Source organism: Arcanobacterium hippocoleae, assembly GCF_031456295.1.
Lineage (GTDB): Bacteria > Actinomycetota > Actinomycetes > Actinomycetales > Actinomycetaceae > Arcanobacterium_A > Arcanobacterium_A hippocoleae.
In genome coordinates this window covers 855,094-869,184 of record NZ_JAVDUJ010000001.1, presented here as the reverse complement: position 1 = coordinate 869,184, position 14,091 = coordinate 855,094, and the positions used below count along the sequence as shown (strand labels likewise).

At 48.1% G+C, this 14,091-nt stretch carries 13 protein-coding genes; 10 read left to right on the top strand and 3 right to left on the bottom strand.

Going from position 1 to position 14,091, the window contains the following annotated elements:
- Window positions 1-19: 19 nt before the first annotated feature.
- Window positions 20-1,621 (bottom strand): aspartate:alanine exchanger family transporter, encoded by a 1,602-nt coding sequence (locus tag J2S36_RS03680; RefSeq protein WP_309955685.1) that lies wholly within the window; start codon window positions 1,619-1,621, stop codon window positions 20-22.
- 400 nt (window positions 1,622-2,021) lie between these two features.
- On the opposite strand from J2S36_RS03680, the gene J2S36_RS03675 reads away from it, so the two are divergent.
- The 4 genes from J2S36_RS03675 (at window position 2,022) to J2S36_RS03660 (ending at window position 5,765) form a co-directional block, all read left to right on the top strand.
- Window positions 2,022-3,857 carry an acetolactate synthase large subunit gene (locus tag J2S36_RS03675; protein ID WP_309955684.1) on the top strand — a complete coding sequence of 612 codons (1,836 nt, stop codon included), beginning with the start codon at window positions 2,022-2,024 and terminating at the stop codon, window positions 3,855-3,857.
- A gap of 21 nt (window positions 3,858-3,878) precedes the next feature.
- The gene (gene ilvN, locus J2S36_RS03670) at window positions 3,879-4,403 is read left to right on the top strand and encodes an acetolactate synthase small subunit (RefSeq protein WP_309955682.1); all 525 of its coding nucleotides are present in this window, start codon (window positions 3,879-3,881) and stop codon (window positions 4,401-4,403) included.
- Window positions 4,404-4,487: 84 nt separating this feature from the next.
- Window positions 4,488-5,513 carry a ketol-acid reductoisomerase gene (gene ilvC, locus J2S36_RS03665; protein ID WP_309955680.1) on the top strand — a complete coding sequence of 342 codons (1,026 nt, stop codon included), beginning with the start codon at window positions 4,488-4,490 and terminating at the stop codon, window positions 5,511-5,513.
- Between the two features lie 120 nt (window positions 5,514-5,633).
- Complete coding sequence (locus tag J2S36_RS03660) at window positions 5,634-5,765, top strand: hypothetical protein (protein WP_309955678.1); 132 nt, start codon at window positions 5,634-5,636, stop codon at window positions 5,763-5,765.
- A 149-nt stretch (window positions 5,766-5,914) separates the two neighbouring features.
- Here the strand turns inward: J2S36_RS03660 and J2S36_RS03655 are convergent, their stop codons facing one another.
- A complete protein-coding gene (locus J2S36_RS03655; RefSeq protein ID WP_309955676.1) occupies window positions 5,915-6,406 on the bottom strand; it encodes a hypothetical protein in 492 nt (163 codons plus the stop codon).
- A 170-nt stretch (window positions 6,407-6,576) separates the two neighbouring features.
- On the opposite strand from J2S36_RS03655, the gene J2S36_RS03650 reads away from it, so the two are divergent.
- The 5 genes from J2S36_RS03650 to pflA all read left to right on the top strand — a co-directional run bounded on the left by J2S36_RS03650 (window position 6,577) and on the right by pflA (window position 12,875).
- Window positions 6,577-7,692, top strand: coding sequence for a 3-isopropylmalate dehydrogenase (locus J2S36_RS03650; RefSeq protein WP_309955674.1), 1,116 nt, complete (start codon window positions 6,577-6,579; stop codon window positions 7,690-7,692).
- 92 nt (window positions 7,693-7,784) lie between these two features.
- Window positions 7,785-8,936 carry a branched-chain amino acid aminotransferase gene (locus J2S36_RS03645; RefSeq protein WP_309955672.1) on the top strand — a complete coding sequence of 384 codons (1,152 nt, stop codon included), beginning with the start codon at window positions 7,785-7,787 and terminating at the stop codon, window positions 8,934-8,936.
- A 392-nt stretch (window positions 8,937-9,328) separates the two neighbouring features.
- Window positions 9,329-11,425, top strand: a complete 2,097-nt coding sequence (gene pflB / locus J2S36_RS03640; RefSeq protein WP_309955670.1) for a formate C-acetyltransferase — start codon at window positions 9,329-9,331, stop codon at window positions 11,423-11,425.
- A gap of 151 nt (window positions 11,426-11,576) precedes the next feature.
- A complete protein-coding gene (grcA2, locus tag J2S36_RS03635) occupies window positions 11,577-11,825 on the top strand; it encodes an autonomous glycyl radical cofactor GrcA2 (protein WP_309955668.1) in 249 nt (82 codons plus the stop codon).
- Window positions 11,826-11,984: 159 nt separating this feature from the next.
- A complete protein-coding gene (gene pflA, locus J2S36_RS03630; protein WP_309955666.1) occupies window positions 11,985-12,875 on the top strand; it encodes a pyruvate formate-lyase-activating protein in 891 nt (296 codons plus the stop codon).
- Window positions 12,876-13,048: 173 nt separating this feature from the next.
- On the opposite strand, the gene J2S36_RS03625 is transcribed toward pflA, so the two are convergent.
- Window positions 13,049-13,819, bottom strand: coding sequence for a YggS family pyridoxal phosphate-dependent enzyme (locus tag J2S36_RS03625; protein ID WP_309955664.1), 771 nt, complete (start codon window positions 13,817-13,819; stop codon window positions 13,049-13,051).
- Window positions 13,820-13,952: 133 nt separating this feature from the next.
- On the opposite strand from J2S36_RS03625, the gene J2S36_RS03620 reads away from it, so the two are divergent.
- Window positions 13,953-14,075 carry a hypothetical protein gene (locus tag J2S36_RS03620; RefSeq protein ID WP_309955661.1) on the top strand — a complete coding sequence of 41 codons (123 nt, stop codon included), beginning with the start codon at window positions 13,953-13,955 and terminating at the stop codon, window positions 14,073-14,075.
- Window positions 14,076-14,091 lie beyond the last annotated feature (16 nt).

Sequence of the window (14,091 nt, the reverse complement as noted above, 5' to 3'; positions counted from 1 at the left end):
TTTTAGTATTTCCAGGAAACTACATTCCGGCGAAAGCGCCAAGTACTTGCGCGATGAAAATCTTTGCAATCATTGCTACCGGGTACACCATTGCATAGCCGAGGGCAACTTGCGGATTAAACTTAGTCCGATCGTTTGCAAAAGCGAGTACTGCGGGCTGTGTCTGAGCGCCTCCGAGAGAACCAGCAATTTGCATTGCGGGCGAATTGGTGAATAAACGTAGCGAGAAATAGAGGGCAGCTCCGACGATTGAAGTAATAATTGCACCGAGAATGAAAATCTGGATCCACGCGCCGCCTGTAAATGCATTCAAAATTTGTGAACCAGCTGTTGTTCCTGCGTAAGCAAGGAAAATTAACAGACCGAGTTCAGATAGTACTTGGCAGGTAGTAAATGGGATCGTCGTGATCAGTTTTCCGATCCGGCCAATCTTTCCCATGATCAAGCCGACAATCAGTGTGCCGGCAGCTGAACCGATTGAGAAGGTCAGCCCGGATGGAGTGAGGAACTTAAATTCGCCAATCATGATCCCTAAAGCCATCCCGATGCCTAAGGCGAAGGGATTAATATCCGTCAAACCTCGCGAAGAATCGCCAAAATATCCGGAAATCTTTTTCATCGAATGGGTTGGTGCGATCACGCGCACCCGGTCACCAATGTAAACAGGCTCGTCAGGTGTGGCCATAATATCTGTATCGCCACGGCGGATTCGTGAAATCGTACCGCCAAATTTTTGTTCGATATTCAGTTCTGCAACGGTTAAACCGGAAAGTTTTGCATTTGAAAGCGTAATTCGTCGGAAATCAAGATAATGACGATTTTCCAGCAGGGAATGGCTTGAACCGTGCCCCATCAGTTCAATTGCATGCTTTACTTCATTTTCCGGACCAACCACCGTCACTAAATCATCCTTAAATAAGATGTCATCTGGAGTGGGGATATAGATTGGACCTACTTCTCCATGTCGGATCCGTGAAACTTTTACGTCCGGGCCGAGTTTACTCAAGATTTCGGCGATCTTTGGTTGATCAGCACGTTCCACACGAATCGTGCGATTTTTGATCTCCTGCTGTGCTGCAATATCGGACTTCGCCTTCGATAATGCGATCGCAGACCAAATCAGCATCCCGATCACACCAAAAAGATAGGCAATTGCGTATCCGACGGTGGCAGTTGCCGGATCACCAGAAGCGGAGCCGGCAGCTGCCAGCGCTGGAGTATTTGTGACAGCCCCGGAAAATGTACCAGCAATCATCGCCCAGCTCATTCCCATTGCGCTCCCAATCCCGGCAGCTGCGCCTGCGGCAAGTACGAAAGCAAGGATCATGAATATTACCGGTTTGATTGCCGAGCGTAGCGTGTTAAAGAAACGCGGACCAGACGAAATGCCAATTGCAAAGGCAAAAAGCGCTAGACCAAGCACGCCGAGGTCGTGTTCTACCTTGATTTCATATCCGTCTGCCAGTGCCCACGCGGTGAGTATAATCGAGAAAAACAGGACGGCAGCAGCTCCAAGCGAAATCCCCTTCACTCGGACCCACGAGAAAGTGATCCCAATGCCGATCAAGATGAAAAGGAGGAGCACCTGGTTCTCTGCCAGCGCATTAAAGATGATGGACATTTTTTTCCTTAATCAATCCAAAATAACGACGGCGGTGTCGTTTGGCGGACGCCTTGAAACCTTACAATGTTTTAGCCAAATTGCTTTTACATTATACAAAGTGCCGTCTTCTTTGCTCTATTGTATGCAAAATTATGTTAAATAGTTAGGACTTACTTCGGTGCTCTGCCGTTTCGGAGGAAGGAACGAGTATTTTTATCCAGTATTTAAGACAAATCGGATTTTTGTTTACCGGGAAGAAAAATCAGCATACGCTAAGAGCATGGAAATCAAGATTCTAGTCGTCATTATCTAGCGCATCAGCAGATGTGACGATTGCTGGTGCGCTAACCCCTCGAAAAGAAGTCGAGGGGTTTTTGTTACCCAAATCTGCTTAGAAGCAAAGAAGAAAGGGAACACAATGGGGTTTGCTAAAACCGCAGGAGAGACTGCGATTGAGAACTTGCCATCGCAAATTGCGACGGCGCTCGCAAAGCCAGAAATTCGTGAAGCATCCACGGGTGCACGCTCAATTATTCGTGCGCTTGAAGAGCTCGGGGTGACGGATGTATTTGGGCTTCCGGGTGGAGCAATTCTTCCCACTTATGATCCACTTCTTGATTCGCGCCAAATTCGCCATATCCTGGTGCGGCATGAGCAGGGAGCCGGGCATGCTGCCGAAGGATATGCGGTTTCCACAGGGAAAGTAGGAGTTTGCTTTGCAACTTCCGGGCCAGGAGCGACTAATCTGGTGACGGCATTACTAGATGCAAATCTTGATTCGGTCCCAATTGTTGCGATCACCGGGCAAGTGGCAGCAAGTTCAATTGGCACGGACGCATTCCAGGAAGCAGATATTATCGGTGCTGCTCTCCCGCTTACGAAACATTCTTTTTTGATTACCGATGCGGCAGAAATTCCGCAGCGTATCGTGGAAGCTTTCTATATTGCGCAATCGGGGCGCCCAGGGCCAGTGTTGGTAGATATCACCAAATCGGCACAAAATGCTGCGTGCGAATTTGTGTGGCCGCCAAAAATGTCACTTCCGGGATATCATCCGCATCATCGCGTGAATGATACCAAGATCATGGAAGCGGTACAGGCAATTTACGCAGCCAAGCGTCCGGTGATCTATGCTGGCGGAGGAGTGATTCGCGCTGGTGCAAGTGATCAGCTGCAAAAATTTGTGGAGCTGATGAATATTCCGGTTGTTACTACGCTCAATGCGCGCGGCGCTTTTCCTGATCGTGATCGGCATTGCCTGGGGATGCCGGGCATGCATGGTACTGTGCCGGCAGTGCTTGCAATGCAAAAAGCAGATTTGATTATTGCACTGGGAGCTCGATTTGATGATCGCGTGACCGGAAAAGTGGATAGTTTCGCACCGCACGCAAAAGTGATTCATGCTGATATTGATCCAGCTGAAATAAATAAGATTCGGCATGCTGATTATCCGTTAATCGGCGATGTGCGCGATACTCTTGATGCCTTGGTTCATGCTTGTATCGATAATCTTGACTCGTCGAAGCAGGCTGATCTTGCGCCGTGGTGGGATTTTATCGATTCACTGAAAAATACTTACCCGGTGGGGTATGAACTGCCTGAAGATGGACTCCTGAGCCCGCAATTTGTGATCGAAAGGCTGGGAGTGCACGCTCCAGATGCATTTTTTACCACGGGTGTGGGGCAGCACCAGATGTGGGCGCAGCAATATCTGAAGTGTGATCACCCGCGCCGCTTCATCACTTCCTGCGGGGCTGGCACAATGGGATTTGGCGTGCCATCAGCGATGGGGGTAAAGGTTGGTAATCCAGAACAAGTGGTGTGGTGTATTGACGGTGATGGCTCATTCCAGATGACGAACCAGGAACTCACCACCTGCCGATTGAATAATATTCCCATCAAAGTTGCGTTGATCAATAATTCTTCACTGGGAATGGTGCGTCAATGGCAAAAGCTTTTTTACAACGAACGGTATTCAAATACTGAGCTGAATACGGGTGCTGGGAAGGCGCGGATTCCGAATTTTGAAAAGCTTGCTGCCGCATACGATTGCATCGGGATCCGTGTTGAAAAAGCTGCGGATGTAGATGCGGCGATCGCTCAGGCAATGCAGATCAATGATCGGCCGGTAGTGGTTGAATTCGTAGTATCACCTGATGCGATGATTTGGCCGATGGTACCGGCTGGAGTATCGAATGATGAAATCTATTACGCGCGTGATCAACGGCCAGATTTTGGAACAGACGAAGAATAAACGGCAGGAAGAGTTATAAACATGGGAACACGTCATATTTTCTCAGTGCTGGTTGAAAATAAGCCTGGTGTGCTTGCACGTGTATCAGGGTTATTTGCCCGTCGTGCATTTAATATTCATTCGCTTGCAGTTGGGCCAACCGAAGATCAGGCACTTTCGCGGATCACGCTTGTGGTAGACGCAGCTGATATTCCGCTTGAACAAATTAAGCATCAGCTGAACAAGCTCGTCAATATTATTCATCTTGAGCAACTTGATCCCGATACATCAGTGCAGCGACGGCTGCTCCTGGTGAAAGTTGCAGCTAATGATCAAAATCGGACGAATGTGATGCAAGTAGTGGAGATGTTCCGTGCGCACATTGTTGACGTGGATCCAGCTGTGCTCACGATTGAAGCGACAGGATCAGAGCAGAAGATTCAAGCATTTTTGAAAGCACTTGAGCCATATGGGGTGAAAGAGATCGTGCAATCAGGATCGGTGGCGATTGGTCGTGGTGCGCATTCGATTTCAGAACAGGTGCTGAAAGTGTTGCGGGAAAATTAAGTAGTGATAGTTTCGCAGCCAGATTGCGTGATGCAGAAAAAATAAAACCAAAAGTAAGATTCAAGAAAAACTGAAGGAGTAATAATGGCACAGGTATTTTATGATCAAGATGCTGATTTGGCAGTATTGCAGGGAAAGAAAGTGGCCGTCATTGGATATGGTTCACAGGGGCATGCGCATGCATTGAATTTGCGAGATTCTGGTGTGGATGTGGTTGTGGGATTACGCCCGGATTCAAAATCGGTCGCAAAAGCTACAGAGCAGGGTTTAACGGTGGCAAGTGTAGCTGAGGCTACTGCACAGGCTGACGTGGTGATGATTTTGGCTCCAGATCAGCATCAACGCAATCTCTACGCCACCGATATTGAACCGAATTTGAAGCCGGGAGCTGCACTTTTCTTCGCACATGGGTTTAATATTCGGTTTGGATATATTCAAGTGCGCGGTGCGCATGATGTATGTATGGTTGCGCCAAAGGGGCCGGGGCATACTGTGCGTCGGCAGTTTGTGGCGGGCCGTGGTGTGCCGGCAATTGCGGCAGTGGAGCAAGACGCCTCCGGGCAGGCATGGGCGCTCGCGCTTGCTTATGCGAAAGCGATCGGCGCTACCCGTGCTGGTGTGATTAAGACTACTTTCACTGAAGAAACGGAAACTGATCTTTTTGGTGAGCAGGCAGTGCTTTGCGGCGGTGTGGCAAAACTGATCCAGTATGGTTTTGAAACACTCACTGAAGCCGGGTATCAGCCAGAGATTGCGTATTTTGAAGTTCTGCATGAAATGAAGCTGATTGTAGATTTGATTAACGAGGGCGGGCTTTCCAAGATGCGTTGGTCGATTTCAGATACAGCAGAATATGGTGATTACGTTTCTGGTGCGCGGGTGATCACTCCAGCTGTCAAGGAAAATATGCAAGAGGTGCTTGCTGATATTCGCAATGGTGCTTTCGCAAAGCGCTTTATTGACGATCAAAATGCGGGGGCAGAAGAATTTGCGCAAATGCGTGCTGCAGGTGAAGGGCATAGCATTGAGCAGGTTGGTGGGCAGCTGCGGAAGATGTTTGCCTGGGATAGCAAAGATGAGGATTACGTAGACGGGCAAGCTGGGCGATGAGTAACTGCGCTATTGCTTGATCTTTTCAAGTGAAGTTGTGGGAGGATCTCAAACTAGATCCTCCCACATTTTTTCTGCATAGCTGAGAGAGAAATGATCCGGTTTGGGTATATTAGAACTATGAGTGAGCAGAAAATCAACGAGATCCAGTATCGAAAACCGTCAATTCACCGAAAAATAGTTGCCTTGCTGCTAATTTTTGCACTTGCAGGATCTGCATTCGTTAGTGCAGTGGCACTTTTCATCAACTGATAGCGGGTATTCTCCGTGCTTCGATAATGGGCATACTGCTGTGGTGCGGGATAATACTAGTAAATATCAGCTTGGGTTGGTTGAGATTAAAATGAAATCCTGAACCAACCCAAGTTTTTAATTATTTTATTGCAGCGAAATATGAAAGCTTAGTGCTGTTCAATGGATAAGCATTCGCTTAGTGTGCGATCAAAAATTTCGGTATCTGTCTCGCTAAGAGTTGCAGATACTAGCTTATCGATATCTTTTGAAGCAATCACTGCGGCGTATTCTGCAGAAATATGTGGATAGCTTTTTGCGGCGAGGCATTGTGCATAAGCGAAAAGCACTGATTTATCTTCGGCATCATCAGGATCAGTGCCGTCGCTCTCTAAGGCTGCGATAATGCCTGTTTTATAAGCTGTGAAAGCAACTTTTCCAGTTTCGTTAGGTGGATTTGGAATATTTTCTAAATGTGTTAAGCCTGCTGTGGAAAGCTCATCTGAAGCTGCGGCATCATTTTTGGGTGCCGTTTTGGTGGTCGCACGGGGCGATGTATTTTCTTTGCTTTCGTTATTTAGCGCATGCTCGCTGCATGCGCTAAGCGTACAAAGTAGGCCAATGCACGCGATTGCGGCACTCAGACGTCGAATTATCGCCATGGTTTTCTCCTGGGAAAGCTGAACATTGGTGTACAGTTTAGCACTTCACTGTTGGATTGGTTCAACTTCAAATCTGTAGAGATCAACGTTGAATAGGCTCCTGATAAAGAATTGTGATCAGTATCTGGAAGAGGGTATCTCAAATTCTGAAGTCTCGTTAGAATTATTGCATGGTAGAGAAAAGTGTGACGGGAAATAATCACGATACCGGTGTGAAAGAAATCAAAATCGGAGTAATTCCAGGGGACGGGATCGGTCCGGAAGTAATTTCCGAAGCATTGAAAGTGTTTCAGAAAGTTACTGCGCATACCGAGACGGTTTTTCGGCTACAGCATTTTGATTTTGGTGCGCAGCGCTATTTAAAGACTGGCGAAGTATTGCCTGAATCAGAGTACGCCCAGCTCAAAGAGATGGATGCGATTTTACTCGGCGCAGTTGGGGATCCAGCTTTGCCTTCCGGATTGCTTGAACGCGGTTTGCTGCTAAAACTCCGTTTCGATTTTGACCATTACGTGAATCTGCGTCCGGCAAAATACTACGATGGTGTATTCTCGCCGTTAGTCAATCCACAAGGTACTGATTTCGTGGTGGTGCGAGAAGGTACGGAAGGGCTTTATTGTGGAAATGGAGGGGTGATCCGTCTCGATACTCCGCAGGAGATCGCAACCGAAGTATCGGTAAATACTGCATACGGAGTGGAGCGAGTGGTGCGTTTTGCATTTGAGCAGGCGATGGCTCGGCGCCAGAAACTTACTTTAGTGCATAAACACAATGTGCTTGTGCATGCAGGGCATTTGTGGCGGCGCACTGTAGAGCGGATCGGTCAAGAATTTTCTGCAGTGGAAACTGAATACTTGCATGTTGATGCGGCAACGATCCATCTCGTCACCGATCCGCAGCGATTCGATGTGATCGTGACGGACAACCTTTTTGGAGATATCCTCACCGACGAAGCTGGCGCAATCACAGGCGGGATCGGTTTAGCGGCTTCCGCCAATTTGAACCCTACGCGCAAATATCCTTCGATGTTTGAGCCGGTGCATGGATCAGCTCCCGATATTGCCGGGAAGCAGCTTGCAGATCCTACGGCTGCAATTCTTTCCGTAGCTTTAATGTTTGATTTCCTTGGTTTCCCGGATCTTGCGAAATGCGTGGAAGATGCTGTGGAGCAGGATCTGCGGGTGCGGGCAGAGGTGGAGCAAACAGGTGGAAAACTAAACCGTGCTACGAGCGAAATTGGCACTGCGATCGCATCTTTGACGGGAGCTAAAAATTGCGGTCAATAGCGCGCTTTGCCATTGGCAGCTAAAATTTACGTGTCGCAATTGATAGTGTAAAAATATAAGATTTGATTTTAACTCCGCGAAAAGGATCAAGTATGGTACGTCATCTTACAGAACTCGAAAAACTCGCTGGTGCACCTTTGCCTGCTGCTTCTGAAATAGCTGATATCTTCCGCCGTGACGATACTGCGAAATTAAAATCGGCGGCAGAATATGAACGGATCATGCGGGATTTGGCATTTGGGGTAGATTTTACTGATCATATGGCGCGGGCTGTGTGGACGGTGGAGGAAGGCTGGGCGCAAAAAGAGATTACCCAGTATGCTCCGCTTTCGCTGGATCCGGCTGCTGCTGTATTGCACTATGGGCAAGAGGTGTTTGAGGGAATCAAGGCATACCGGCATGCTGACGGCTCGGTCTGGACTTTCCGTCCTGCGTATAACGCTGCGCGATTAAATATGTCGAATCGGCGCTTGGCGATTCCAGAATTACCAGTGGAAGATTTCTTAGCTTCCTTAGTCGGGTTGATTCGTGCGGATCAAAAATGGGTTCCGGAAGGTGCGGGCGCTTCACTGTATTTACGTCCATTTATTATTGCGACGGAAGCGTTCCTCGGGGTGCGGGCGGCGAAACGCTACGATTATCTTGTGATCGCATCTCCGTCAGGCCCTTACTTTAAGAACGGTTTTGAGCCAATCAACGTGTGGGTTGATCGCGAATATCATCGTGCTGGACCGGGCGGCATGGGAAATGTGAAAACTGGCGGCAATTACGCTGCATCGCTCTTGCCGAAGGTGGTTGCCCATGAAAATGGTTATGACGAAGTGCTTTTCATGGATGCAGCTACAAATACTTATCTTGATGAACTAGGCGGGATGAACGTATTTGTGGTGAAAGCTGATGGAAGCGTAGCTACACCGGAGCTGACGGGGAATATCCTTCCGGGTGGTACGCGAGCTTCAATTATTGAACTGCTTACTGATATAGGGGTAGAGGTGCGTGAGGAGCGGATCGCTTTAACACAGTTACTTGCGCAGATTTCGGCTGGAGAAGTAGTGGAGATGTTTGCTTGTGGGACGGCTGCCGTGGTGACCCCAATTGGTTCTTTGACGGGCACAGACTTTTCGGTAGAAGTGCCGAGTGGGGAATTGACCAGGCGGATTCACGATGAGATCACAGCGATTCAGACAGGGAAGCAGCCAGATCGTTTTGGTTGGTTGTATCAGCTTGCAGGATCTGATCGCTGAGCGAACTTTGCTGCAAGTGCAGCTGTGGTGAGATCTGTATTCGGGAAAGGTTGCGTTTTGGCGGCAAAGTAGCTGCAGATCGTGGATTTTGCACTATTTGGAGATGCAGGCGTCTGGGGCAAAAGCCCTTGGTGCTGTGTGATGGCTCTCAATACCTGACGAGTATTGGCTAAATCAAGCGAATCTCAAGATGTGAGTTGCGTCGGATTGCCTGCGTTAAGTGGAGCATTTTTATAGAATGGAATCAATCGAATTAATACGCTGTCGCTGTGGTGGCTTGCTCTGGTTTCGATCGAAGTTTGCCACCGCGTGTAGCGGTGGTGTGTTGGTTTAATACAGATTCGAAGAACATTCGATGACGATTTCACAGATGATATTAAGGAGCGATGCTCGTGGCTAACACAGCAGCTACCGATGCTCCCCAAGAATTTGCCGGTTGGGCAGGTTTTAAGGGTGAAGCTTGGAAAAACGCAATTGATGTGCGTGATTTTATCCAGAAGAATTACACCCCGTATGAAGGCGATGATTCTTTCCTTGCAGGCGCTACCGAAAAGACGCTGAATCTTTGGAAGACGCTTGATGAGGAATATCTTTCCGTAGAGCGGAAGCAGCGTGTCTACGATGTCGATACAGAAATTCCAGCCGATGTTGACGCATTTGGTCCTGGATATATTTCTGAAGATGATGATGTAGTGGTTGGTCTTCAAACAGACGTACCATTGAAGCGCGCAATGATGCCAAACGGTGGTTGGCGCATGGTGAAGCAGGCAATCAAGGAAGCTGGCAAAGAAGTAAATTCTGAGGTTGAAAAAATCTTCACGCAATATCGCAAGACGCATAACGATGCTGTCTTTGATATTTACACTCCACGCATCCGTGCTGCGCGTTCTTCGCATATTATTACTGGTCTGCCAGATGCGTATGGTCGCGGACGAATCATTGGTGATTACCGTCGTGTAGCGCTTTATGGTGTGGATTATCTGATTCAGGAAAAGCAGGCTGCAAAGGATGCGGTTGCTGATCAGCCTTTCTCTGAGCATTGGGCACGTTACCGTGAAGAGCATTCAGAGCAAATCAAGGCATTGCTAAAGCTGAAGAAGATGGCGGAGAGCTATGGTTTTGATATTTCGCAGCCAGCTACCACCGCAAAAGAAGCAGTGCAGTGGACCTATTTCGCATATCTCGGTTCAGTAAAGAGCCAAGATGGTGCAGCGATGAGCTTTGGTCGGCTTTCCGGCTTTTTTGACTGCTACTTTGAACGTGATTTGCGCAATGGTGTAATCACTGAAGAAGAAGCCCAGGAAATTATTGATGCGCTCGTGATTAAACTGCGTATTGTCCGGTTCTTGCGCACGATTGATTACGATCAAATTTTCTCTGGCGATCCATATTGGGCTACCTGGTCAGATGGCGGTATGGGCGAAGACGGTCGGACGCTTGTAACGAAGACCTCCTTCCGGCTATTGCAGACCTTGCGGAACCTTGGTCCTGCTCCTGAACCAAATATCACAATTTTCTGGAACGAAGATTTGCCTGACGGATACAAGCGTTTCTGTGCAGAAATTTCGATTCTTACGTCCTCTGTACAATACGAAGCTGATGATCAGATCCGCTGCCACTGGGGTGACGATGCAGCCATTGCTTGCTGTGTTTCGCCAATGCGTGTTGGCAAGCAGATGCAATTCTTCGGTGCACGCGTGAATACCGCAAAGGCACTCCTATACGCGATCAATGGTGGCCGTGATGAAGTTTCTGGCAAGCAGATCGTAAGCGGTTTTACTCCGCTCGAAGGCGATGGCCCACTTGATTTTGATGAAGTTTGGGAAAAGTATGAAGAGATGCTTGACTGGGTGGTTGGCACCTATGTGGAAGCTCTCAATATCATCCACTATTGCCATGATCGTTATGCTTATGAAGCAATCGAGATGGCATTGCATGATTCAGAAATCTTGCGCACCATGGGGTGTGGTATCGCAGGGCTTTCGATCGTGGCTGATTCACTTTCCGCGATCAAGTATGCAACCGTTACTCCGATCCGTGATGAAACCGGCCTTGTAGTTGATTACAAGACTGAGGGCGAATTCCCGCGCTACGGTAACGATGATGACCGTGCAGACGATATCGCTGCCACGATCGTGCATACCGTGATGGCTAAGATCCGTCAAATTCCAATGTATCGTGATGCTATTCCAACGCAATCTGTGCTGACCATTACCTCCAATGTGGTGTATGGAAAGGCTACCGGCTCATTCCCGTCAGGGCATCAGGCAGGTACCCCGTTTGCGCCTGGCGCAAATCCGGAAAATGGTGCAGATACTCACGGAATGTTGGCTTCAATGCTTTCAGTTGGAAAGCTTGATTACGACGATGCACTCGACGGTATTTCGCTGACGAACACGATCGTGCCTTCTTCGCTTGGTCGCAACCTTGACGAGCAGATCACAAATCTGGTGGGCATTATGGATGCAGGTTTCGTCCCGGAAAACTAAAGCTGAATAAAGTGGTTGCTCCGGTTTCGGATAAATTCTGGAGCAACCATGAAATTGAACCGAACCAAAACAGAATCAACCAAAGCTTCAAAGTGAAAGCCACTACGAAGCAAAAGTTTCCCAGCAGGGAAGCAGAAAACGGAGTAAGAAAATGGCAATGACATACGCAGAGCGCGAAGCTTCAATGAAGGCTGCACGTGTGGAGAAAGACGGTACAAAGGGTCTTTACCATGCAAATATCAATGTTTTGAATCGCGAAACTCTTGAAGATGCAATGGAACATCCAGAAAAGTACCCACAGCTGACGGTACGTGTTTCCGGTTATGCTGTGAACTTCGTTCGCCTCACCCGCGAACAGCAGCTTGACGTGATTTCTCGTACTTTCCACCAGGGAATGTAAGCTGTTGGTTTAATTTCTTTCGCTCTGGCGCTTTTCTGATCTGAGTTGGCGTGAGCAAAGATGATTAAACTAAAGATCCTTGTAGTGCGGCGGCATCCTTGCCGCCGCACTACCCATTTGATTTGCAAATAGTCTAGGCAAAGTCTGGAGTTAGACGTAATGAGTAAGGTGCCGATTCGATTTTCTTCAGAAGGATCTACCGGTGAATATCGTCCTGAACCTTCTGAAATTGAAGTGCCACGTCTCGATGGGGCAGGGATTGACGGTATTGAACCGGCAGAAGATCTTGGTCGTAGTGAACATTTGAAAGCTGTGCGTGCGGGCGAAGTCGGTTCAATCCATTCTTGGGAACTCGTTACTGCTGTCGATGGTCCAGGTACTCGGATGACGACCTTCTTTTCAGGTTGTCCACTACGTTGCGTTTATTGCCATAATCCTGACACACTCCAAATGCGTGACGGGACTGCTGTGACAGCTGAAGCGTTACTGAAAAAAATCAAGCGATATCGTGCTGTTTTTCGCACTTCCGGTGGAGGCGTGACTTTTTCTGGTGGAGAACCTTTGTTTCAACCGGCTTTTCTTGCTCATTTGTTGCGTGAGTGTAAAAAGCTTGGGATACATACAGCGATCGACACTTCCGGTTTTTTGGGTGCTGCACTCACCGATGAGATGATGGAAAATCTCGACTTGGTACTGTTAGACGTAAAAAGCGGAATTTCAGAAACATATAAACGAACTACAGATCGTGAGCTAGAGCCGACACTCCGCTTCGGGAAACGCTTGTCTGATGCGGGAAAACCAATATGGGTTCGTTTTGTGTTGGTACCAGGTTGGACGGATGCTCCAGAAAATGTGGAGGCTGTAGCTGATATCGTAGCGAAATGGAAGAGCGTGGAGCGTGTAGAAGTGCTTCCATTTCATCAAATGGCCCGAGATAAATGGGATAATCTTGGGCTTGAATACCAGCTTGAAGCAGTTGAGCCGCCGTCAAAAGAAGCAACTGAGCAAGTTCGCGAAGTATTTCGTGCTCGTGGTCTGCTGACTTTCTAACACATCAGGATTTTGCATTTTTCAAGTTTACGCTGATTATTATGAGTGCTGTTTAATCGGCGAATCGCTATTGTATTCGGCTTTAGCAGGGGTGGGGTGATGGATTTATCCATCACCCCACCCCTGAAAACTTGCCACCGGTAATTGCTGCCGAATTATTTCATCAGGTGCGATTATTTCATCGGGCGCGCACCGAAAATCGCCGTGCCAATACGCACCTCAGTGCTGCCGTGGGCAATTGCCAGTTCTAGATCGCCCGTCATGCCCATCGAAAGGGTTTTTGCATTGGCGCATTCGGGGATCTGCTGCAGTTCTCTGCTCAGTTCGTGCACACACGCAAATGACTGGGCAACTAGCTGCGGATCAGCTGAATTTGCGCCAATCGTCATCAGTCCTGCAATCTGCACATGCGGGAGTTTGCAGATTTGGTGCGCTAATTCGAGCAGCTGCGCTGGATTACAGCCATGCTGCGTGAGCGCTCCGGATGAGTTTACTTGCAGTAGAATGGGGTACTGCGATTGTGTAGTTACTTCGCCAGCGCTGATTCGAGCTGCTTGCCGCCGGTTGATTTGTGCGGCAAGCTTAAAAGTATCTACAGTATCGATACGCTGCGCATACTGCATTGCATGGCGCAATTTATTCGACTGAACATGGCCGATAACTGTAGTCGTGTGTGAAAAATCGAGTGAACCTGATGTGCCGATGCCGAAATTTAATGCGTTCTGGGCAGATTGCTGTAAACCACACTCGGCAGCAACCAATTGTGGCACCAAATTATGCCCAAAGAAACGTGCACCAGCTTGCATCGCAGTGATCAGGTTTTCAATGGGTTGATATTTTGCGGCAAGCATTAGTTTTACTGTGCCAATTTCGCGCCCGGCAGCAGCTTCGGCTTGCGCAATTCGCGCACGTACAGATTCTATATTTCCAACAATGTCAATCACTCTCGCAACTTTATCACTGCGTGCAGGAGAATATCTGGGCAATGATGCGCGAGAAAATTAGAGTTGCTGGATCGTCTGCGAAGCACTAAAAAATCGCGCTAACCGATTTATTTGCAATAAATAAGGTGTCTTAGTGCGTAAGACAGCGCAGGTCAGATGGATTTTCGCTGCTAAAGTGAAAATGCGTAATGATTCATTGCTGAAAGATTACGCCGTCGATATTATTGCGATATCGATGATCCAAAGAAAATCTTGACAATTTGGGAGAAATC

Excerpts from the sequence above, each read along its gene's own strand:
- J2S36_RS03680 (WP_309955685.1), bottom strand. The coding sequence starts at position 1,621 with ATGTCCATCATCTTTAATGCGCTGGCAGAGAACCAGGTGCTCCTCCTT.
- J2S36_RS03675 (WP_309955684.1), top strand. The coding sequence starts at position 2,022 with ATGGGGTTTGCTAAAACCGCAGGAGAGACTGCGATTGAGAACTTGCCA.
- ilvN (WP_309955682.1), top strand. The coding sequence starts at position 3,879 with ATGGGAACACGTCATATTTTCTCAGTGCTGGTTGAAAATAAGCCTGGT.
- ilvC (WP_309955680.1), top strand. The coding sequence starts at position 4,488 with ATGGCACAGGTATTTTATGATCAAGATGCTGATTTGGCAGTATTGCAG.
- J2S36_RS03660 (WP_309955678.1), top strand. The coding sequence starts at position 5,634 with ATGAGTGAGCAGAAAATCAACGAGATCCAGTATCGAAAACCGTCAATT.
- J2S36_RS03655 (WP_309955676.1), bottom strand. The coding sequence starts at position 6,406 with ATGGCGATAATTCGACGTCTGAGTGCCGCAATCGCGTGCATTGGCCTA.
- J2S36_RS03650 (WP_309955674.1), top strand. The coding sequence starts at position 6,577 with ATGGTAGAGAAAAGTGTGACGGGAAATAATCACGATACCGGTGTGAAA.
- J2S36_RS03645 (WP_309955672.1), top strand. The coding sequence starts at position 7,785 with ATGGTACGTCATCTTACAGAACTCGAAAAACTCGCTGGTGCACCTTTG.
- grcA2 (WP_309955668.1), top strand. The coding sequence starts at position 11,577 with ATGGCAATGACATACGCAGAGCGCGAAGCTTCAATGAAGGCTGCACGT.
- pflA (WP_309955666.1), top strand. The coding sequence starts at position 11,985 with ATGAGTAAGGTGCCGATTCGATTTTCTTCAGAAGGATCTACCGGTGAA.